We start from the raw sequence: 21687 nt of genomic DNA on the forward strand, positions 1-21687 counted from the left end.
TGGGGGATCGGGTGAAGGAGGCGGGGCGCCGGCGTGCTCAGGCCCGCGTGCCGGTATCGGCCGGGTCGCCGGGCCAGCGCACCGCCAGCACGACACAGGCCGCGACGAGCACGGCCGCCACGGCGAACGCGCGCGCCGCGCCGGTCGCGATGGCCGCGCCCTGGCCGGCGACCAGCGCGCCGAGTGTCGCGACGCCGATCGCGGCGCCCACCTGGCGTGCGGTATTGAGGATCGCGGACGCAGTGGCCGAGCGGCCGGCCTCGACACTGCCGAGCATCGTCGACGTCAGCGCGGGAATCGCGATGCCGCCGCCGATCGCCATCGCCGCGAGCCCCGGCGCCAGCAACGCGTACGGCGCGTGCGCGGCGAGCGTCCGCCACAGCCACACATAGCCGGCGAGCGACACGGCGAGACCGACGATGACGGTCGCGCGAAACCCGTAGCGGACCGCGAGCCGAGCGCTCGCGATGTTGGCGAGCATGATGATCGTGAGCGGCGCGAGCGCGAGCCCCGATTCGGTCGCCGTGAAGCCGCGCGCGTTCTGGAAATAGACACTCAGCGAGAAGATCAGCCCGTAGAACGCCGCATTCGTGACCGCGCCGATCGCGAGCACGCCCGGCACGCGCGGGATCCGGAGGAACGCGAGCGGCAGCATCGGCGCGCTCGCGCGCCGCTCGATCGCGACGAACGACGCGCCGAGCGCGACCGACGCGATCAGTGCGCCGGCCGCATACGGATCGCCGATCCCGTGCGCGCCGGCCCGGATGATGCCGCCCGTCAGCAGTCCGAGCACGAGCACCGCGACGATCTGGCCGGCCGGATCGAACAGCCGCGTGCGCGCGGCGGCCGAATCCTGCACGTGGCGCAGCGTGAGCCACAGCCCGAGCGCGCAGATCGGCAGGTTGATGAAGAAGATCGCGCGCCAGCCGAGCGAATCGATCAGCAGGCCGCCGAGCGTCGGTCCGGCCGCGCTGATCGCGCCGCCCGTCGCGCTCCACCATGCGACGGCTTTCACGCGCGCGGCGGCATCGCTGGCGCACGCATGCGTGATGAGCGCGAGCGACGTGGGCAGGATCATCGCGGCGCCGACGCCCTGCGCGATCCGCGCGGCAACCAGCGCCGCCAGCGACGGCGCGAGCGCGCAGCCGAGCGATGCGAGCAGGAACAGCGCAAGGCCGTACGCGAAGAGTCGACGGCTGCCGAAGCGGTCGGCCAGCGTGCCGGACGTCAGCAGCAGCGCGGCGAACGACAGCGTATAGGCATCGACGATCCACTGCAGCCCGTGGACGCTCGATCCGAACGCGTGGCCGAGGCTCGGGATCGCGACGTTGACGACGGTCACGTCGAGCTGGACGATCGCGAAGCCGAGGCTCGCGGCGGCGACGGTCGGGAAGAGGGCGCGCAGCGATGCGCGGGGCGATTCCGCGACGGCGATCGGCGCGCGCTCGACGCGGTCGAGCGCCGGGGCACGGTCGCTCATCGCGACTCCCGGCGCGTATGGGGTGTGTAGGGCGTATAGGGCGTGTGGGACGGCTGGCGGTATCGATTCATCGGGCACGTTTCCGTAAGGCGGACGAGGGATGCCGGCTGCCCGTCGGGCGCCGGCCGCTGCGTCGAATCCGACGGAAAAATAGCATCGACCCGTTAGCGAATACAAATAATAAGCAGCGATTTTTTAACAAGTATTCGTGTTAAGGGCGGCGCAAGCGAGGTGAACCGGTTCCGGCCGGATTGCTGAACTTATATCGATAATGTTCGTTTGCAATCGAATTAATATCATTTCGCAATGCAATGCGGGTCTCCTAGTCTTGTCGAGCGCTTCGCCCCGAGGACGGCGGAGCGCGGCGGCGATGCCACGCCGCTCTTCGAACCAGATCTTTATACGAGAGACTTATGACCTATCTCGCAGATGAACGCATCGCTTTGACGGCAGCGGAGTCCGCCCACATCCGCAAGACGCTCGGCGCGCTGGATTACGACCCGGCCGGCGGCGCAGGCTATATCAGCGCGGTCCGCAAGCTGGCCTACAACGCGTTTCCCGACCGGATCGTCGACGCATTCGATCGGGCGAAGGCGCCGACCGCGGACGCACACGGCTCGATCGAGATCGACAACCTGCCGATCGACGACGGCGTGAGCGGCAGCCCGCGATTCGAGGAAACCGGCCGCTCGTTCAAGGCCGGCGTGTTGAGCGAGAACGTGCTGGTCGCGTTGAGCACGCTGGCCGGCGAGCCGTACTCGATCGCGCACGAAGGCCGCGAGCTGGTGAACAACCTGACGCCGCACAAGGCGACCGCGCGCGACTATACGGGCCTCGGCTCCGAGGTCGAACTCGATTTCCATATCGAGAACGCCGCGCAGGCGCACATGCCGGAAGGCGACACGTCGCCATTCGCGCTGCTGCTGCTCGGCGTGCGCAGCGAGGCCGGCGGCGGCCCGTACACGCGGCTCGCCGATGCGCGCCGCGCGCTGCAATTGCTGTCGCCGGACGATATTGCGCAACTCTACGGCGAGCACTACATCATTCGCGTGCCGTACCGGTGGCGCGGCGCGACGCCGACGCCGCGCGACAACACCGATCTGAGCGCCGTGCTGTCGGGGCCGCTCGATGCGCCGCGCGTGACGGTCGCGTTCTATCCGGACATGGTGCTGGCGGTCAATGCGCGCGCGCAGGAAGCGCTGGCCAACCTGTATCGCGCGGTGCGCGAAGTGTCGTTCGGCGTGCAGGTGTCGCCCGGCAAGCTGGTGCTGATCAACAACCACTTCACGCTGCATTCGCGCGATCGCTTCGATCCGCAGTACGACGAGAACGATCGCGCGTTCCGCTGGGTGCAGCGCGTGTTCGTCGCGCGCAGCCTGTGGAATTTCCGCGCGTTCACGCCGCTGCAGGCGCGCGTGTTCGACCCGAAAGCGCTCTATGCGGGCGAATCGGTGCAGGCGAGGCAGCCGTCGCCGGCCGTGCAGGCCGCGCCGCCGCGCGCGGCCGCGGTCGAACTCGAAGCGACGCCTGCGTGAGCGACCCGGCGCGGCAGCGACCGGCGCCGAACGTTGCCGGCCCGCTGCCCGCGCGACGCGTTTCCGGCATCGTCGAATCAATACAGGATTCCACAAGACATGAGAAGAACCGCTTTTCCCGTTGCGCGCATCGCTCGCGTGCTGGCCGTCGCGCTGATTGCCGGGAGCGCCGTCGCCGCGCAGGCGGCGTCGTTCGACCTGAGTCCCGAGCAGCCGGCCCGGCAGCGCGGCGCCGTGAACCCGGCGGTCGAGCAGGCGCTGCCGGCCGGCTTCCGGTTTGCCGAAGCGAACACGCTGACGATCGGCATCGCGCCGAATCTGCCGCCGCTCAGCACCTATGCGACCGACGCACGCACGGTGGTCGGCTTCGATCCCGATCTCGCGCAACTGATCGCGGACAGTCTCGGCCGCAAGCTGAAGATCGTGCCGCTCGCGTGGGCCGATTGGCCGCTCGCGCTGCAGTCCGGCAAGGTCGACGCGGTGATCTCGAACGTGACGGTCACCGAGCAGCGCAAGAAGAAATTCGATTTCTCGACCTACCGGAAGGACCAGCTCGGCTTCTACGTGAAGACCGGCAGCAAGCTGGCGGCGATCCGCGAGCCGAAGGATGTCGCCGGGCTGCGTGTCGTGACCGATTCGGGCACGAACCAGGAAAAGATCCTGCTCGAATGGAACCGGCAGAACGTCGCGCACGGCCTCGCACCCGTCGAGATCCAGTATTACGCGGATGCGGCCGAGCGCTGGGTCGCGCTGCAGTCGGGCCGCGTCGACACGATCTTCAGCGTGAACTCGATGCTCGCGTACCAGGCGTCGCTGCGTGGCGATGCGAAGCTGATCGGCACCGTCAGCGGCGGCTGGCCGCGCACCGCGGACATCGCGATCACGACCCGCAAGGGCAGTGGCCTCGCCGAGCCGCTGACGCTCGCGATCAATGCGCTGATCGCCAACGGCAGCTACCGGAAGGCGCTCGATCACTGGCGGCTGGACGCCGAGGCGATCGACCGGTCGCAGACCAATCCGCCGGGGTTGCCGCGCACCTGAGCACGGCACGCGACGCCGCCCACGTCGACATCGTCGTAGTCGTTGTCGGCGCCGTCCTCCGCCCCGATCGCGTTGAAGCCGGTACGCGGCGGCAGCGTGAAATAGCCGTCGCGATCCGCTATGGCTTGACGCCGGGCTGTTTCGTGTCGGGCCGGCTGGCGGCGATCTCGATCGCCGTTTCCCAGCGGAAATAGCCCGATACGGCGCCGTCGCGATCGAGCACGGCGAAATCGGCCGTGCACGTGGTGGCGCCCGCGGCGAGCACCTCGCTGCGCCAGAAGTGGTCTTTCATCGGCCGGCACGACGGATGCAGCAGGTCGTCGCCGTCCGGCACCGGCATGGCGGCGTCGCGGATTTCCGCTTCGATCGGCGCGACGATGCCGGCGTCCTTCAGCGCGAACCGGACGAACAGCACGGTCACCTCCGCACGCAGCGCGAGCGCGGTTTCGCGCAGATGAAGCTGGTCGCCCGGTTGCAGGCCGGCGAAGAACTTGCTGTCGTTGTGACCGAGCCGACTGTCGCCGGGGCTTATCACGTAGATGTGCCGGCCGTCGATGACGGTTGGCGTATCGGCGTTCCGGCTCGCATCGGGGTGGGCCGACAGCAGCGTGACGGCGTCGACGATCGCGAGAACATCGCAACGAAGACCAGACATGAGCGCTTCCTCCGCAACAAGGGAATGACACGGGCGGCCGTGCGGCCACCCGCTTGCCGCGATCGACGATCAGTTGTGGATCGAAATGAACGGATCCCACTGATAGCAGCCCAGCGACTGACAGTTGCGATCGATGATCTGGAAGTAGAAGTGGTAGGTCACGCGGCCTTCCGACAGCGTTTCCGACGACCAGTAATAGTTGTCGACCTTCTGGCAGGTCGGCGTCGACGGCGAGCTCGGATTCGGAATCGGGATCGACGCGGTGGCCTTGCGCGGCGTCGGCGGCGAGATCAGGTCCTTGCCTTGATTCGCGATGAAGCCGTAGAAAATGACCTGTTTTTCGAAACCGAGCGACAGGCTCGTTTCGCGCCAGCGGATCAGGTCGCCCACCTGCGCTTTCAGGTCGAGCTCGCCGCCCGCCTGCCCGGAAACCACGTTGTCCTGGTTGGTGACCATGTACACGTGCTTCCAGTCGATCAGCGTCGGGTTTTTCGGATCCCGGCTGGGATTCGGATATTTCTGGAGAATGGTTTCGGTATCGAACGAAACGAGCACATCGGTAACGCGTGACATAGAAGCTCCCGTTTAAAGTAATGGAACTTATCGTTGCGAGAATTGCTTCGTGCGGCCGCCATCGCGTTGTGCTGCAAGGGTTTTCGCCGGTTTCGACGCATGCAGAAGCGACGGCGAATGCAGGTTATCCCGTTTGATTGAACATGGAAGCTGTAAAAGTAAACAGGTCGATAAAATGATTTATCGGGTTAATTTTGAAATCGGAATCAATCGAATCGATGCGTTACATAAATATAGCGACATTGAATCTGTTAATTGATTGTCCGATTATTGGCAGGAACGGGAAAAGGGCGCTTACCGGTACGTCCAGAGCCGGTGCAGCACGAACGTCGTCGGCGGGATCAGCAGCGCGATCGCGACGACGCCCATCGCGCGCGACGCACCCAGCGCCTCGGCGGCGCGCGCGAGCAGCATCGTTTCGACGAAGCCGGCGAGCGTAACCGCGAGAAAGCGCAGCGCGTTGCGGGCGTGCACCGTCGACGAGAAGCTCCACAGCGTATTCGCCAGATACGAGAACGCGGTCGCGCAGAGGAACGCGACCGCATTCGCGCTCACCGGCGTCGCATCGAGCAGCGCGAACAGCGCCGTCGCGACCAGCGTGTGGATCGCGGTCGAGCAGAGACCGGACACGCCGAAGCGCACGAGCCGCGTGCGCTCGGCCTGGAGCAGGCCGATCATGGCGCTTGCGCGTCAGCGTGCGCCGATGCGCGCCCTGGCCGGCTGCGTGCGCCGGCGGGGCGGCTGGCGGCGGGCGTCGCGCGCGACCGGCAGTTCGATCACCTTGCCGTGCGCCTGGTAGCGGCGGCGGATCAGGTAGACGGGCCGTTGCTTCGATTCGTCGTAGATTCGCCCGACGTATTCGCCGACGACGCCGATTCCGATCAGCTCGATGCCGCCGATGAACAGCGTGACCGAGATCAGCGATGCGTAGCCCAGCACCGGATTGCCGAACAGCAGCGTGCGCAGGATGATGAAGGTGCCGTACAGGAACGCGAGCGCCGCGATGCCGACGCCGATGTAGGTCCAACTGCGCAGCGGCACGGTGCTGAAGCTGGTGATGCCTTCCAGCGCGAAATTCCACAGCTTCCAGCCGGAAAACTTCGAGTGCCCGGCGCTGCGCGGATCGCGCTGGTACTCGACTATCACGGTCTTGTAGCCGACCCACGCGAACAGCCCTTTCATGAAGCGATGCCGCTCGGGAAGGTTGCGCAGCGCGTTCACGACCTTGCGGTCCATCAACCGGAAATCGCCGACGTTCTCCGGCAGCTTCACGTCCGACAGCAGGTTGTGAACGCGGTAGTAGATCGCGGCGGCCGTGCGCTTCGCGAACGAATCGCACGCGCGGTTGCTACGCTTGGCCGCGACGACCTCCGCGCCGTCGCGCCAGTGGTCGATCAGCACCGGAATCAGGCTCGGCGGATCCTGCAGGTCGGCGTCGAGCGGGATCACCGCGTCGCCGGCGGCTTCGTCGAGGCCGGCCGTCAGCGCGGCCTCCTTGCCGAAATTGCGGGTGAGATCGATGACGCGCACGCGCCGCTCGGCGGCGCCGATTCGCACCAGGCGCTCCAGCGTGTCGTCGCGGCTGCCGTCGTTCACGCAGACGATCTCGAAGCGGATCGCGTCGATCGCGCTCAACAACGGAATCACGACGTCGAAGAAGCGCTCGACGGCTTCGCCTTCGTTGTAGAACGGCACGACCAGCGAGACGAGCGGCGTGTAGATGGATTCCCGCATGATGATTCCCCTTGTGATGTCGCTTTACCGGCTGGCGCCGAACGTCGGGCGGCCGGTGCGGCGCATGCCGTGCGCCGGGCGGTGGTGCGGTCTGACCGGGTGCGCGAATGCGGTCTCGGTCGAGCTGTCGCGCGCATCGGGCATCGACGGCGCGTCGCGTCGTTCCCGGGCGATCCGGCCGACGAGCAGCGCGAGCGACGCGAGCGTCACGAGCGGCATGAACTGGAACGACAGATGCGGCACGATCGCGAGGCCCGCGAGCGGCATCGGCCACAGCAGCATCAGCCATTCGCGATCGAAGTGCCGCCAGCCGTGCGTCCATGCATAGCGCGCGTACCACGCGATCACGATGCCGTACCACGTCAGGTCGTAGTCGTACAGATAGGGGCTGACGAGCAGGCATGCGCATGCGAGGGTCGCGGCGCGCAGCGCGTACGAACAGGCGCCGCGCCACGCGTAGACGACGGCGATCGCGGCAGTCGCGGCCGACAGCAACTGCAGGCCGCGCGCGACGAGCGCGGGCCAGCCGGCCAGCGTCGCGAGCGCGAATGCGGTCGGCATGCGCGCGAGCTGCGCATGACCGGTGCCGACGATCGTGTAGACGTCGGCGATCGCGTGCATGAACGCGAGCCACGGGCCGACGCCGAACGCGAGCGTCGCAAGCAGGGCGCCGACGACGATCGTCGCGGCCCACGCGGCCAGCGCGCGCCATTGGCCGGCGCACAGCAGCGCGAGCGGGAACAGCACCGCGAGCTGCGGCTTCATCGTCAGCAAGCCGAAGCAGATGCCGGCCACGACCGGACGGCGGTTCAGCGCGAGCAGGCCGAGGGCGGCGAGCGTCGCCGTGAATAGGCTCGTCTGACCGACGATCACCGTGAGGAACGCGCCCGGGAACGCCAGTGTGCACAGCCACGCGGCATCGCGTTGGACGGTCGCGTGGATCGCCGCCGCGAACAGCGCGAGCGTGACGCCGAGCCACAGTACGAGCGCCAGCGTGTACGGCAACCAGCCGAGCGGCAGCACGAGCAGCAGCATCGTCGGCGGATAGAGCCACGGTTGCGTGCCGCCCGCGAGCGTCATCGTCGGTGTCGCCGACTGCTCGATCGCGAACAGCGTGGCGTAGTGCCACGCGTCGGCGCCGTGCCCGTGCGCGGCGAGCCACGCGGCGCTCCAGATCGGCGAGAAATCCGGCGACAGCGGTGCCGGTGCGCCGTGGTTCGACACGATCATGCGGACCAGGTAGATGCCGATGAACAGCAGCTCCGTCAGGAGCACCGCGGCCGCATAGAAGCGCACGCGGTCGCGATTGAGCCAGTGCGGGCGGCGGCGCGGGCCCGCGATCGGCAGTTCCGGATGCACGTCGATGGCGGAATGCGCATGGCGGGCGAACGAGGGCGCTTTCATGGCTTGCCTCGTGTCGCCAGTGCCGTGCGACGCAGGACGACCAACAGCACCGCGAGCAGCACGACCGGCCCGATTTGCGGCAGCTTCATCAACCGGTTGAACATCTCGAAGACCGGCAGCAGCCACGCGATCACGAGGATGCCCTGGTCGCCGGGCAGCCAGTCTTCGTCGAGACCGTGCGCGATCAGACAGAAGAGCGCGATGCCGAGCCAGGTGAGTTCGTAATGCCACAGATAAGGCGTCGTCAGAAGCGTGGCGACCGCCAGCACCGCGCCGCGCAGGCGCATGTCGTGCGTGCGACGCCATACGCTGGCGGCCGCGGCGATCGCGAGCAGCGCGACCGCCGCCTGCGCGGCCAGCGCGGCCGCGACCGATGCGCCCGCGAGCCGCAGTGCGGCGAACGGCGTCGGCGACGCGAGCCAGTACGACGCGAGCATGAAATGCTGCGCGCGTACCGTCGACATCGCCTGGCTCACCCCGTGCAGCGCGGCGGGGCCGGCCAGCACGACGCCGGCCGCGGCGAACAGCGCCGCGCTGATCGCCGCCGCCGCGAAGGTGCGCCACGCACGCGTCGCGATCAGCACGAACGGGAACACGACGGCGAGTTGCGGCTTGATCGCGAGCAGTCCGATCAGCACGCCCGCCACGACCGGACGCTTGCCGAGCAGATACAGCGCGAGCGCGGCGAGGCCGGCGGTCAGGATGCTGTTCTGGCCGAACAGCGCGGACACGCACGCCGCCGAATACGCGGCGACGACGAGCGCCGCGGCGCGCGGCACGGGAAGATGCGCGCGCAGCCCCGACAAGCGCAAGACGGCGAACGCGTAGCATAAAAGACTGCCCGCGAAAAAGAGGAAGTAAGCGGGCAGGAAAGGCACGAGGGCAACCGGCGCGACGAACAGCAGCATCGTCGGCGGATAGAGCCAGGGAAGCGGCCGGCTTTGCAGCGACGCACCGAAGTGCGCGAACTCGGCCTGCGCGAACGACGAAGGGTCGTAGGCCGATGCGGCATGGCCTTGCAACACGAGATGCGATGCGGTCCAGAAGACCGAGAAGTCGGTGCCGGGGCGCGCGGTGGCGTTCGACGTGAAGCCGTCGGTCACGACGCCCCAGACGATCACCAGCGCCACGAAGAGCATCAGCATGATGCAGCTGTACGGAATGATCCGGTCGGCCGTCAGCCATTGAGCACAGCGTATTGCGCGATCGCGCGTTCCACGATTGGCTGTGTACATGATGCCCCGTCTGTCGTGTGGCCGCGTGGTCTGTCGCGGCCGTTTGATGTTGTCGTGCCCTGCGGATCGATCGCTCTGAAACGGCGTTGTCCGGTGAATTCATTGTTGAAGAAAAAATCGCTCGATGCAAACCGCGCACGGCCGGCCGACATTGAATGTGTTCAGCGATGCGGTTGAAAACCGCCATTTCTGGTATGAGAAAACGCTGCCGCCGGAATTCGTGTTTCCGGCTTGAAACATTCCGCGATTTTTGCCGGCCGTGCATGCCGCCGGACCCGATCCGCACGCACGGCCCGCCGCGTTCGGGAAAATCCCGAGAAAATTTTTTGGGCCCTTTGTGCAGCGCGGCGACGGGGTTTCACGCCGACCGCATGCGCTCGAACCGCATATATCAAAGTTGAAACATTTAGGCGGCCGGACGTTTGGCGGGAGGGCGTGCGGATCGCTGGAACCCTTGCCGCGCCTCGATTCCGCCCGGGATGGTCCGCTCTTTGCGTAAGCGTTGGCACGGCAGTCGACGATGTGACGACCGGACGGTTCAGGCAGAAACGCCGCGCAGCCGGTTCGTGAATCACCTGCGGAAAAGACCGGCCGGAGCGCGTCGGGGAACACGCCGCTCCAGTTCGGTCACCCGCGGGAACCGTCGTCGAACGGCCCGAGAGACCCGGTTGCTTCAGGGCAATAAGAAATCGGCATGGCAGTACATGGGGAATAAAAATGAAAGACCACAGCGCATCGCGGTTCGCAAGCCGCGTTAAAGACACATTGCTGCTTTGCCGGGAGCTCGTCTCTCGTTCAATCGAATTCCATGCGTCGAACGGCCGTCGTGCCGCTCCGGTCGCTCGACCTGCCCGGTTCGTCCGGCCGGTCGAACCGTACACGCGTCTCTCGTGCTCCGTCTCGCCGGTACCCGTTCGCACGGACAGGGGCGGTCCGCCCCGTTTCCGCGACTGATCGTCGGCTTCCGATTTCCAGAGTAGTGCCGGTGGTGCCAGCCCCCGACGTCCTGACCGACGAAGGGTATTTCATAGTAGTCCGAAAGGAGAGTGCTCATGTCGAGAATCATCGAAAAGATCGCCTGGTTCGTCGACGATCAGGACGGTGTGACGGCCATCGAATACGGCCTGATCGCCGCCCTGATCGCGATCGGCATCGTCGCCGCGCTGACGACGGTCGGTACGGATCTGAAAACCGTCTTCAGCACGGTCGCAGACGATCTGGATTCGATCGTGGCAGCCATTTGACGAACGGTACGGCGAACGGCTCCTCCGAATTGTTCGTCGACACCACACGGCATCAACAACCTGCCTCGACGTATCGATGCCGGATCATTCGATCCTGCCGGCACGCGAGGGCTTTGAAAGTGACTACGCAAGGAGATCATCATGTCCAAGCTCATTCAGCAAGTCAGCCGTTTCGTACGCGACGAAGACGGCGTGACGGCCATCGAATACGGCCTGATCGCCGCCCTGATCGCCATCGGCATCATCGCCGCGCTGTCGACGGTCGGCAAGGACCTCAAGACCGTGTTCAGCACGATCGCCGACGACCTCGATTCGGCGGTCGCAGCCATCTGATGGAGCGTGCCGCGGGCGGCTCGGCTGGTGCAGCGCTCGAGCCGTCCCCGGCGATCCGATCAACCGGAAACTGGAGACCGTCATGCAAGCCGTCATGCGTGCCGCACGTGGCTGGATCGCCGACGAACGAGGCGCGACGTCGATCGAATATGCGTTGCTCGCGTCGATGTTCGCCATCGCGGTACTGGGCAGCGTCGTCACGCTGAAGGGCTCGCTCGGCGACGCGTACGAGATGATCGCCGCGGCCGTGACGGCCGTCGTGACCACCGCCGTGACCACCGCGCTGGCGATGGCTTCCTGATCCACCGATTCGATCCGCGAGGTTCGCCATGTTTCCCGTTGCACCGCCTTACCCGGTTCCGTTGTGCGTGACGCTGCTCGCGATCGCTGCGGCCAGCACCGACATCGCGACCCGGCGCATTCCGAACCGTCTCGTTCTGCTCGGCCTGGCCGGCGCGCTGGTTGCGCAGTGTCTGTTACACGGCGTGCCGGCGGGCGTGCTCGGCTGGCTCGTCGGCGCCGCGACCGGCTTCGGCCTGCTGCTGCCGTTCTACCTGTTGCGCGGGATGGCGGCGGGCGACGTGAAGCTGATGCTCGCGATCGGTGCGTGGGTCGGCGCGGAAATGACGTTTTACATCGTGCTGGCCACGTTCCTGGCCGGCGGGATCGGCGCCGTCGCCTACGCGCTGCTGCGCGGGCGGACGCGCCGGATGTGGGCGAACGTGCGCATGCTGATCGTGCGGCGCTCGCAAGCGGCGCACGCCGAGGCCGACGACGGCCCGGTCGAGATCGCGTCGGTCGGCACGCTGCCGTACGGCGTGGCGATCGCGGCCGGCACGCTGGGCATGCTGTTCGCGTCGTGCGCATAGCGCGGCGGATCCGTAACGAGGACGCAACGAGGACGCAACGATCATGAACACGAACCACACCGAACCGAGACGCGACGCGCAGGTGGCACGCCTGCCCGATCCGCCGCCGTCGCGGGAGGCCCATACGAAGCTGGGCGCGCAATTGCCGTCGGCGCCGCGCTCGCTCGCCGAAACGGGGCTCGGCATGGCGTTCGTCGCCGGCCTCGTGCTGAAGTCGACGCTGGTGCTCGGCCGCCCGTCGTACGGCGACCTCGTCGAGCGGCACTGCCTGCCGCTCGCGGTGCTCGACGACGTCTTTGCGTTCCTGGTGCGCGAGCATCTCGTCGAGCTGACCCATCGCGGCGCGACCGATCTCGACGTGACGTTCCGCCTGACCGATGCGGGCCGCGTGCTCGCACTCGAGGAACGGGAACGCAGCAGCTACAGCGGGCCGGCGCCGGTGACGCTCGACGCGTATCTCGCGAGCGTGGCCGCGCATTCGGTGCGCAAGCTGCACATCGGGCAGAGCGACGTGTGGGCGGCGTTCGAAGGCGTCGTGATCGACACGGCGGTGCTCGATGCGGCCGCCGCCGCGCTGAACGCGGGCCGGCCGCTGCTGATCTACGGCCCGGCCGGCAGCGGCAAGACCTTTCTCGCCGAGCGGCTCGGCGCGCTGATGCACGGCCGCGTGCCGGTGCCGCACGCGATCTGTGCGGCCGGCGAAGTGATCCAGGTCTACGACCCGCTCGTGCATGTCGACGCGCAAGCCGCGGGCGGCGGCCAGTCGGTCGATCGCCGCTGGCGCCTGTGCCGGCGGCCGGTCGTGATGTCGGGCGGCGAGCTGACGCTCGACGAGCTCGACCTGCGTCGCGACGAAGCGGCCGGCTTCTACCAGGCGCCGCCGCACATGAAGGCGAACATGGGCATGTACGTCGTCGACGATCTCGGCCGCCAGCGCGTCGAGCCGCGGGACCTGCTCAATCGCTGGCTGCGTCCGCTCGATCGCGGCGTCGATTTCATGACGCTCGAATCCGGCAACCGCTTCGTGCTGCCGTTCGACGTATGGCCGGTGTTCTCGAGCAACCTGGCGCCGGAGCAGTTCTGCGACGACGCGTTCATGCGCCGCCTCGGCTCGAAGCTGCACGTCGGCGCGATGTCGATCGACGACTACCGCGCGGTGTACGACGCGGCCTGCGCATCGCTCGGGCTCGTGTCGGCGAGCGATGCGTTCGACTTCCTGCTGCATCGGCTGCACCTGCCGACCGGCAAGGCGTTTCTCGCGTGCTTTCCGGCGGACCTGCTGCGTCTCGTGGCCGCCGGCGCGCGTTATCGCGGCGATCCGCCCGAGGTGACGCACGACGCGCTGTACGACGCGTGGGCGAGTTACTTCGGTGCGGCGCCCGAGCGGGACGGCAGCCATCCGCCGCCCGTCGAGCGCGGGGGCCGTACGTTCGTCACCGGTTGAGCGGTTTCTTTCACGATTCGTCGAGGAGCATTGCCATGAAAAACAGTCGAGCGCTCATGATGCTGATCGTCGCGATGATCGCGGGCCTTGCCGCGGTCGTGTTCGCGTCCCACTGGCTGGTACAGACGTCCACGAGCTCGGTCACGTCCGTTGCGGTCGCCAGCACCGATCTGAACCTGGGCGAGCCGCTCGGGCCGAACCAGATCCACATGGTGAGCTGGCCGTCGGGCAGCGTGCCGACCGGCGCGTTCACCGATACGAAGGCGCTCGAAGGGCGCGTCGTGCGCACCAGCCTCGCGCGCGGCGAGCCGGTGATCGAGTCGAAGCTCGCGCCGGTCGGCACGAAGGGCGGGCTGTCCGCGGTGATCGCCGACGGCAGCCGCGCGATCACGGTGCGCGTGAACGACGTGGTCGGCGTCGCCGGCTTCGCGCTGCCGGGCAACTACGTCGACGTGATCGTCAACACGCAGGAACAGCAGGGCAAGACCGACGGGCAGAGCATCTCCAAGATCGTGCTCGAGCACATTCTCGTGCTCGCCGTCGCGCAGCAGGTGAGTCGCGACGACACGGCGCCGAAGGTGGTCAACGCGGTGACGCTGGAAGTCACGCCCGAGCAGGCCGAACGGCTCGACGTCGCACGCAGCGTCGGCACGCTGTCGCTCGTGTTGCGCAATCAGGTCGACCAGAAGACGCTGAACACGGACGGCGCGACCAAGCTGACGCTGCTCGGCAAGGCGCCCGCACCCGAAGCGCAGCCGGCGCCCGTTCGCGCGCGGCCGGTCCGCGTGCACGTCGCGTCGCATGCGGCGCCGGAAGCGCGGCGCGATTGCGTCGGCGTGCTGACCGGCGTGAAAGGCAGCGTCGAATGTTTCTGAAGTCATCCATATAGACAGACCAGCAGATCGGCCGCCGGCAACGCGCGGCGGCCTTGGAAGTCGATAACCGGCACGGCGCCGGTCTCTCGGGGGATCAGACGAAATGAAGATCAAACCGCAACGCACAGGTACCGGCCCGCTACGCACACGCGTCGCACGGGGTACGACGATGGCCGCGATCCTTTGTTCGGGATGGCTGACCGTGTATGGCGCACTCGCACAGGAAGGCGTCGAATCGGCGGTGCTGACGAAGGGCGGCGCCAGCGCGCCGGCCGCGGTCGGCAAGGGGCCGATGCAGATGACGATCAGCATGGCGCCGATGCCGGCCGCCGCGCCCGCCGCGTCGGCGGGGCCGCTGCGCGGGCCGAACTGCGTCGGCGCCGTGCGCGAATCGACCAGCGTCGCCGTGCCGCTCGGCAAGTCGCTGCTGGTGCCGATGCCCGAGCCGGTCCGCAACCGGACGATCGGCAATCCGGCCGTCGCGCAGGCGACGATGGTGTCGCCGCAGACGCTGTACATCCTCGGGCTCGCGGTCGGCACGACCAACATGATCGTGCAGGGCAGGAGCGGCGCATGCCGCGTGATCGACGTCGCGGTCGGCGCGGACGCCGGCGGCCTGCAGGCGTCGCTGCTGCAACTGATGCCGAACGAGCGCGACATTCATGTGTCGACCGCGGCCGGCACGATCGTGCTCGCCGGCACGGTGTCGAGCTCGCAGGCCGCGCAGCAGGCCGTGCAGATCGCCCACGCGTACGGCGACAGCGCGGGCGATGCGGCGGGCGGCGGCAAGCAGGGCGGCGGCGTGCTCAACATGCTGAACGTCACGTCGCCGCAGCAGGTCATGCTCGAGGTGAAGGTGGCCGAGGTGTCGAAGACGCTGATCAACCAGATGGGCAGCGCGTTCAACATCCAGGGCGGGTTCGGTTCGTGGAGCGGCGCGCTGGTCAGCAACCTGCTCGCGGGCGTCGCGAGCGGCGCCGTGTTCAACAAGGCGAACAACAAGCCGTTCAGCATCGCGGCCGACGCGCAGAACACCGACAACCTCGTCAAGATCCTCGCGGAGCCGAACCTCGTGACGATCAGCGGCCAGGAAGCGACGTTCCTCGCGGGCGGCAGGATCTTCATTCCGATCCCGCAGAGCGGCAGCAACGGCGTCTCGTCGATCACGCTGCAGGAAGAGGAATTCGGCGTGGCGCTGAAGTTCACGCCGACGGTGCTGGCCAACGGCCGGATCAGCCTGAAGGTCGCACCGGAAGTGTCGGAGCTGTCGCAGACGGGCGTCACGCTGAGCGCGTCCAACATCGGCGGCACGTCGATCCTGCCGCTGATCACGACGCGGCGCGCGTCGACGACGGTGCAGATGAGCGACGGCGAATCGTTCGCGATCGGCGGGCTGATCAAGGACAACGCGACCGGCGCGCTGAAGGCGATCCCGGGCGTCGGCGAAGTGCCGGTGCTCGGCGCGCTGTTCCGCAGCACGTCGTTCCAGCAGGATCGCACCGAGCTGATCTTCCTGATCACGCCGCACCTGGTGAAGCCGCTGCAGACCGCGGACGTCGCGCTGCCGACCGACAGCTTCTCGAAGCCGAACGAAGCCGACGTGTATGCGACCGGCAACATGGAAGGCCGCGGCGGCGTGCGCAAGGCAGGCGCCCAGCCGAAGCAACCCGCGAACGGCGCGGCCGCCGCCCCGCAGACCCCGGCCCAGGCGCCGGCGCCCGCTCCGGCGCCGCAATCGGAAGCACCGGTCGCACCGGCCGCGCTGCCCGCGCCGCGCACGCCGCAAGACGCCGACGTGCAGCCGCCGGTACCGGCCGAGCCGCCGAAGGCGCCGGCGCCGGTCGCGGCCGCCGCGCCGCAGTCCGACCCGGCCACCGCGGCGCGTGTCGCGCGCATCGAAGCCGCCGCCGCGCGCCTCGCGGCAGCGGCCCCCGAACCGTCGGCCCAGCCGGCGGCGCGACCGAAGCACCGCATCGCGGCGGCGCCCAACGCGCAGATCGCGCGCGCCGCCGCGGAACCCCAGTCCACCGATCGTTGAAGCCATCCAAGGGGAAGCTCATGAAATCCGCCTACCTCGTATGCGTGCGCCGTGCGGCGCTTGCCGTCCCGCTCGCGTTCGCGCTTGCCGGCTGCATGTCGTCGACCCCGGTGTGGGACAGCCGCTTTGGCGACTCGGTCCGCACCGTGATGCAGGCCCAGATCATCGATCCGCATGCCGGCGAACATCCGGCGTCGGCGTCGGGGATCGACGGCGCCGCCGCCGCGGCCGCGCTCGACAACTACGACAAGTCGTTCAAGCAGACCCTGCCGCCCGCCAATGCGTTCGTGATCGGCATCGGCAAGTCCACCCAGTAACGACGGCACGCTCAGGGAGAACGCCATGAACAGCGCAGCCCGCTATCCGAAAGTCGCGCGTCGCAACCTGCACCGCCAGCGCGGCGCCGTCGCGATCATCGTCGGCCTTTCGCTGGCGGTGATGATCGGATTCGTCGGGCTCGCGCTGGATCTCGGCAAGCTGTACGTCACGCGCAGCGAACTGCAGAACAGCGCCGATGCCTGTGCGCTGTCCGCCGCGCGCGACCTGACTTCGGCGATCAGCCTGTCGGTGGCCGAAGCCGACGGCATCGCGGCCGGCCACCTGAATTTCGTGTTTTTCCAGAAGAAGTCGGTGCAGATGTCGACGAACGCGAACGTCACGTTCAGCGATTCGCTGAGCAATCCGTTCCAGGCCAAGAACGCGGTCACGACGCCGTCGAACATCAAGTATGTGCAGTGCACCGCGACGCTGAGCAACATCGCCCACTGGTTCATCGAAGTGCTGAACGTGCTGCCGGGCACGAAGCTCGCGAATGCGGCGGAAGTGTCGGCGAGCGCGATCGCGACCGTCGGCGGCGGGCAGACGACCTGTGCGATTCCCGTGTTCGTGTGCCGTGGCCCGTCCGATCCGGCCTACAAGGTCGGCGACTGGATCTCGTCGCCGTCCGGGTCGTCATCGACCTACGGGCCCGGCAATTTCGGCTGGGCGGCGCTCGACGGGACGACGAGCGAGACGACGCTCGCGAGCGAGCTGTCGGGCAATACCTGCAACATCACGAGCCCGCCGGACCTGAGCACCACCGGCCTGAAGTCGGCGTCGCAGCGTGCGTGGAATACGCGCTTCGGCATCTATACGAACGGCGCGAACGGCTCGAGCGGCCAGCCGGACTTCACCGGCTACGCGTATGTCGGGCCGAACTACGGGCCGCCGGGAACGGCGGGCATCAAGGGTGACGCGTACACGCAGTTCGTGGCCGACCGCGCGAGCTTCAAGTCGTACCAGGGCGACGGCGCACCGCCGTCGGGCAGCGGCATTGCGACCAACGGCACGGCGACGGCGAGCAACTACACGACGTACGGCAGCGACCGGCGCCTCGCGCTCGCGCCGGAAGGCGACTGTTCGACGCTGAAGGGCAACAGCGGCAAGGTCCACGTCACGCAATGGGATTGCGTGCTGATGCTCGATCCGCTTCCGTTCAGCGCCGGCAGCGGCACGGTCGTCGCGCACCTCGAATACCTCGGCTCGTCGGTCTCCGGCAACAACCCGTGCGCGACGCACGGCTTGCCGGGCAGCGGCAGCGCGTCGGGCACCCAGGTGCCGATGCTCGTTCAATAGCGGAGAGACGGTCATGAAGAAGCTGCCGATTCGTCGTTCGCGCACCCGGGGCGCCGTCGCCGTCGAGTTCGCGCTCGTGCTGATGCCGATGATCCTGCTGGCGACCGGCGTGGCCGAGTTCGGCCGGGCGATCTACCAGTACGAGACGCTGACCAAGGCGACCCGCGATGCGGCGCGCTACCTGTCGGTCTGGTTGCCGACCGACAGCGCGTATCCGGTGTCGCAGGCGCAGTGTCTGGTCGTGTACGGCAGCACGACGTGCGGCACGTCGGGCACCGAGCTGGTGCCGGGGCTCACGACGTCGATGGTCACGATCTGCGACGCCCAGCGCACGACCGGCTGCAGCGATGCGTCCGACCCGGCGCAGTTCGCGAACCTGCCGACCTACGATGCGGACAACAACACGGCAAGCGGGACGGCCACGGGCGCGATCAACGTCGTCGAGGTGAAGATCAGCGGCTACAAGTACCAGCCGATTCCCGCGTATCCGGCGCTGCCGTCGATCACCTTCGGCAACATCGTCACCGTGATGAGGCAGGTGTCATGAACGCGCGCCAATTTCCGCGGTCGCGCCGGCGCGCGCAGCGCGGCGCGGCGATCGTCGAATTCGCCCTCATCGCGATGGTGCTGATCGTGCTGCTGATCGGCATCTTCGAATTCGGCCGCGTGCTGTTCTACTGGAACACCGCGAGCGAAGCCGTGCGCCTCGGCGCACGCACGGCGGTGGTCTGCGACGTGAACGCCGCGGGCGTCGTGAAGCGCGTGCGATCGCTGCTGCCGCTGCTGTCGAACGCGAACGTGTCGGTCAACTACACGCCTTCGAGTTGCGACATCAACACGTGCTCGTTCGTGACGGTGAGCGTCACGAACGTCACCGTCAAGACCATGATTCCGTTCGTGAACATCACGGTCACGATGCCGCCGTTCACGACGACGCTGCCGCGCGAAAGCCTGAACTCCGCGACGGGCGGCTCCGCCTGCAACTGATCGAACACACGAGGCACACGACATGATCAATATCCTCGTCGCTTCCGACGATACCGCGCGGCTTTCGCAGATCGCGCGGCTCGTGGCCGATAGCGGACGCTATCGCACGACGCGCGCCACCGGCCGCCCGTCGCAGATCGAACATCGCACCGACGGGCTCGACGCGTTCGACGTCTTGCTGATCGACGGCACGTCGCTCGAGCCGTTCGAGCTGTCGGCGATCGAGCGCATCTGCCGCGCGCACGCGAGCCTGACCTGCATCCTCGTGACGGCCGACGCATCGCCGCACGTGCTGCTCGACGCGATGCGCGCCGGCGCGCGCGACGTGCTGCAGTGGCCGCTCGATGTGCAGGCGCTCGGCAACGCGCTCGAACGGGCGGCCGCGCAAAGCACGCGGCGCGATACCGACGACACGCGGATCGTGTCGTTCATGTCGTGCAAGGGCGGGGCCGGCACGAGCTTCGCGGCCGGCAACGTCGCGTTCGAGATCGCCGAGGGCTTCAAGCGCCGCGTGCTGCTGATCGACGTGAACCAGCAGTTCGCCGACGCGGCGTTCCTCGTCAGCGACGAAACCCCGCCGTCGTCGCTGCCGCAGCTGTGCGCGCAGATCGAGCGGCTCGACAGCGCGTTTCTCGACGCGAGCGTCGCGCACGTGACGGAAAATTTTCACGTGCTGGCCGGCGCCGGCGACCCGGTCAAGGCCGCCGAGGTGCGCGAGGACGCGCTCGAATGGATTCTCGGCGTCGCCGCGCCGCGCTACGACTTCGTGATCTTCGACGTCGGCGTCGGCATCGACCCGCTGTCGATGGTCGCGCTCGATCGCAGCGACCAGATCCAGATCGTGCTGCAGCCCGCGATGCCGCACGTGCGCGCCGGCCGCCGGCTGCTGGAGATCCTCGTGTCGCTCGGCTATTCGACCGACCAGTTGCGGCTGATCGTGAACCGCGCGACGCGCGCGAGCGAGCGGACCCGCACCGCGCTCGAGGAAGTGCTCGGCCTGCATGCGGCCTGCACGATTCCCGACGACGCCGACACCGTGCTCGAAGCGATCAACCAGGGCCACCCGGTGTCGCGGCTCGCGCGCGGCTCGGCGGTCGTGCGCGCGTTGCAGGGCTATGCGAAGCAACTCGTCGACGGCGAAGTGCGCGCGGGACGCAGCGCGATGCGCACCGAACCGTTGATGTCCCGGCTGTTCGGCCGCAAGGCCACGCCGAAGCTCAAGTCGATGTAATTCTTTCGGGGAACCGTCATGTCATTGCGCGAACAGATGTCCTTGCACCGGGCCCAGCCGATGGCGGCGGGCGGCGAGCCGGCCGGCCCGGTCCATTCGTCGGTGCGCGACGCATACCAGAAGCTGCGCCGCGAAATTCACCTGGCCGTGCTCGAGCGCGTGGAGCTCGAGCGCCTGTCGCGACTGCATCAGGACCAGGTCCGCATGGAAATCGGCGCGCTGATCGCGCGCATCCTCGACGAGGAACGGCTGCCCGCGAACGACATCGAGCGGCGGCAGCTCGCGATCGACGTGTACGACGAGATGTTCGGCTTCGGCCCGCTCGAAGCGCTGCTGCGCGACCCCGGCATTTCCGACATCCTCGTGAACACCTGCCGGCAAGTCTACGTCGAGCGCTGCGGGCAGCTCGAACTGACCGACGTGACGTTCTACGACGACGCGCACCTGATGAAGGTGATCGAGAAGATCGTGTCGCGCGTCGGCCGCCGTATCGACGAATCGAGCCCGATGGTCGACGCGCGGCTGCCGGACGGCTCGCGCGTGAACGCGATCATTCCGCCGTCCGCGATCGACGGGCCGCTGATGTCGATCCGGCGCTTCGCGGTCAACCCGCTGAAGATGGACGACCTGGTGCGCTTCCACAGCCTGACGCCGCCGATGGCCGAGCTGCTCGACGCGCTGGCGCGCGCGAAGGTGAACGTGCTGGTGTCGGGCGGCACCGGCAGCGGCAAGACGACGCTGCTCAACATCCTGTCCGGCTTCATTCCGCGCAACGAGCGGATCGTGACGATCGAGGACGCCGCCGAGCTGCAACTGCAGCAGCCGCACGTGCTGCGGCTCGAAACACGGCCGCCGAACATCGAAGGCAAGGGCGAGATCACGCAGCGCACGCTGGTGCGCAACGCGCTGCGGATGCGCCCGGACCGGATCATCCTCGGCGAAGTGCGCGGCGCCGAAGCGCTCGACATGCTCAACGCGATGAACACCGGCCACGAAGGCTCGCTCGCGACGATCCACGCGAACACGCCGCGCGATGCGCTGACGCGGCTCGAGAACATGGTCAGCGTGTCCGGCCTGACGCTGCCGCCGAAGACGATGCGCCAGCAGATCGCATCGGCGATCTCGGTGGTCGTGCAGGCGGCGCGGCTCACGGACGGCAAGCGCAAGATCGTCAGCATCCAGGAACTGACCGGGATGGAAGGCGACATCATCAACATGCAGGAGATCTTCACGTTCAAGCGCACGGGCGTGGACCGCGACGGGTCGGTGCGCGGCCACTTCTGCGCGACCGGCGTGCGGCCGAAGTTCGTCGAGCGGCTGCAGGCGTTCGGCATCGACTTGCCGGATTCGCTGTACGACCCGTCCGTGCGTTACGAGACGGACTGACGCCAGGGC

22 protein-coding genes are annotated in these 21687 nt (G+C 67.8%); 15 read left to right on the forward strand and 7 right to left on the reverse strand.

Annotated features, from left to right (window positions below; genetic code table 11):
- Window positions 1-37 precede the first annotated feature (37 nt).
- A complete protein-coding gene (locus tag WS96_RS01615; RefSeq protein ID WP_059830151.1) occupies window positions 38-1480 on the reverse strand; it encodes an MFS transporter in 1443 nt (480 codons plus the stop codon).
- Window positions 1481-1893: 413 nt separating this feature from the next.
- Between WS96_RS01615 and WS96_RS01620 the strand changes: the two genes are divergently transcribed.
- Window positions 1894-3015 (forward strand): TauD/TfdA family dioxygenase, encoded by a 1122-nt coding sequence (locus WS96_RS01620; RefSeq protein WP_059830153.1) that lies wholly within the window; start codon window positions 1894-1896, stop codon window positions 3013-3015.
- 99 nt (window positions 3016-3114) lie between these two features.
- A complete protein-coding gene (locus WS96_RS01625; protein ID WP_059830155.1) occupies window positions 3115-4056 on the forward strand; it encodes an ABC transporter substrate-binding protein in 942 nt (313 codons plus the stop codon).
- A gap of 118 nt (window positions 4057-4174) precedes the next feature.
- Here WS96_RS01625 and WS96_RS01630 read toward each other — a convergent pair whose 3' ends face one another.
- From WS96_RS01630 to WS96_RS01655, 6 genes are all read right to left on the reverse strand, one after another.
- Window positions 4175-4711 (reverse strand): AidA/PixA family protein, encoded by a 537-nt coding sequence (locus WS96_RS01630; protein WP_059830156.1) that lies wholly within the window; start codon window positions 4709-4711, stop codon window positions 4175-4177.
- Between the two features lie 69 nt (window positions 4712-4780).
- Complete coding sequence (locus WS96_RS01635) at window positions 4781-5284, reverse strand: inclusion body family protein (protein WP_034209036.1); 504 nt, start codon at window positions 5282-5284, stop codon at window positions 4781-4783.
- Window positions 5285-5578: 294 nt separating this feature from the next.
- The gene (locus tag WS96_RS01640; protein WP_059830158.1) at window positions 5579-5962 is read right to left on the reverse strand and encodes a GtrA family protein; all 384 of its coding nucleotides are present in this window, start codon (window positions 5960-5962) and stop codon (window positions 5579-5581) included.
- A gap of 12 nt (window positions 5963-5974) precedes the next feature.
- Window positions 5975-7018, reverse strand: coding sequence for a glycosyltransferase family 2 protein (locus tag WS96_RS01645; RefSeq protein WP_059500033.1), 1044 nt, complete (start codon window positions 7016-7018; stop codon window positions 5975-5977).
- 24 nt (window positions 7019-7042) lie between these two features.
- Window positions 7043-8422 (reverse strand): glycosyltransferase family 87 protein, encoded by a 1380-nt coding sequence (locus WS96_RS01650; RefSeq protein WP_059830160.1) that lies wholly within the window; start codon window positions 8420-8422, stop codon window positions 7043-7045.
- Complete coding sequence (locus WS96_RS01655) at window positions 8419-9657, reverse strand: glycosyltransferase family 87 protein (RefSeq protein WP_059830162.1); 1239 nt, start codon at window positions 9655-9657, stop codon at window positions 8419-8421. Before WS96_RS01655 ends, WS96_RS01650 begins: the two co-directional genes overlap by 4 nt.
- A gap of 1052 nt (window positions 9658-10709) precedes the next feature.
- Here WS96_RS01655 and WS96_RS01660 point away from each other — a divergent pair.
- The 13 genes from WS96_RS01660 (at window position 10710) to WS96_RS01720 (ending at window position 21678) form a co-directional block, all read left to right on the forward strand.
- Complete coding sequence (locus WS96_RS01660; RefSeq protein ID WP_059781685.1) at window positions 10710-10901, forward strand: Flp family type IVb pilin; 192 nt, start codon at window positions 10710-10712, stop codon at window positions 10899-10901.
- Between the two features lie 141 nt (window positions 10902-11042).
- Window positions 11043-11234, forward strand: coding sequence for a Flp family type IVb pilin (locus tag WS96_RS01665; protein WP_059830164.1), 192 nt, complete (start codon window positions 11043-11045; stop codon window positions 11232-11234).
- Between the two features lie 82 nt (window positions 11235-11316).
- The gene (locus WS96_RS01670) at window positions 11317-11535 is read left to right on the forward strand and encodes a Flp family type IVb pilin (protein ID WP_059827449.1); all 219 of its coding nucleotides are present in this window, start codon (window positions 11317-11319) and stop codon (window positions 11533-11535) included.
- Window positions 11536-11563: 28 nt separating this feature from the next.
- Window positions 11564-12103: an A24 family peptidase gene (locus WS96_RS01675; protein WP_059830166.1), complete on the forward strand. Its 540-nt coding sequence runs from the start codon at window positions 11564-11566 to the stop codon at window positions 12101-12103.
- Window positions 12104-12146: 43 nt separating this feature from the next.
- Window positions 12147-13547, forward strand: a complete 1401-nt coding sequence (locus WS96_RS01680) for a hypothetical protein (protein ID WP_059830167.1) — start codon at window positions 12147-12149, stop codon at window positions 13545-13547.
- 35 nt (window positions 13548-13582) lie between these two features.
- Window positions 13583-14422 (forward strand): Flp pilus assembly protein CpaB, encoded by an 840-nt coding sequence (gene cpaB / locus WS96_RS01685; protein WP_059827443.1) that lies wholly within the window; start codon window positions 13583-13585, stop codon window positions 14420-14422.
- A gap of 103 nt (window positions 14423-14525) precedes the next feature.
- Window positions 14526-16460, forward strand: coding sequence for a type II and III secretion system protein family protein (locus WS96_RS01690; protein ID WP_059830168.1), 1935 nt, complete (start codon window positions 14526-14528; stop codon window positions 16458-16460).
- A gap of 20 nt (window positions 16461-16480) precedes the next feature.
- Window positions 16481-16777, forward strand: coding sequence for a hypothetical protein (locus WS96_RS01695; RefSeq protein WP_059830170.1), 297 nt, complete (start codon window positions 16481-16483; stop codon window positions 16775-16777).
- Window positions 16778-16802: 25 nt separating this feature from the next.
- The gene (locus WS96_RS01700; protein ID WP_059830172.1) at window positions 16803-18074 is read left to right on the forward strand and encodes a pilus assembly protein TadG-related protein; all 1272 of its coding nucleotides are present in this window, start codon (window positions 16803-16805) and stop codon (window positions 18072-18074) included.
- A gap of 13 nt (window positions 18075-18087) precedes the next feature.
- Window positions 18088-18621, forward strand: coding sequence for a TadE/TadG family type IV pilus assembly protein (locus WS96_RS01705; RefSeq protein ID WP_034209049.1), 534 nt, complete (start codon window positions 18088-18090; stop codon window positions 18619-18621).
- On the forward strand, window positions 18618-19061 hold the full coding sequence (locus tag WS96_RS01710; RefSeq protein WP_059781675.1) for a TadE/TadG family type IV pilus assembly protein: 444 nt from the start codon (window positions 18618-18620) through the stop codon (window positions 19059-19061). Before WS96_RS01705 ends, WS96_RS01710 begins: the two co-directional genes overlap by 4 nt.
- A 22-nt stretch (window positions 19062-19083) precedes the next feature.
- A complete protein-coding gene (locus WS96_RS01715) occupies window positions 19084-20292 on the forward strand; it encodes an AAA family ATPase (protein WP_059830174.1) in 1209 nt (402 codons plus the stop codon).
- An 18-nt stretch (window positions 20293-20310) separates the two neighbouring features.
- Window positions 20311-21678: a CpaF family protein gene (locus tag WS96_RS01720; RefSeq protein ID WP_059830175.1), complete on the forward strand. Its 1368-nt coding sequence runs from the start codon at window positions 20311-20313 to the stop codon at window positions 21676-21678.
- The last annotated feature ends 9 nt before the right edge of the window (window positions 21679-21687 follow it).

This window comes from Burkholderia sp. MSMB1835, from assembly GCF_001526365.1.
Classification (GTDB): domain Bacteria; phylum Pseudomonadota; class Gammaproteobacteria; order Burkholderiales; family Burkholderiaceae; genus Burkholderia.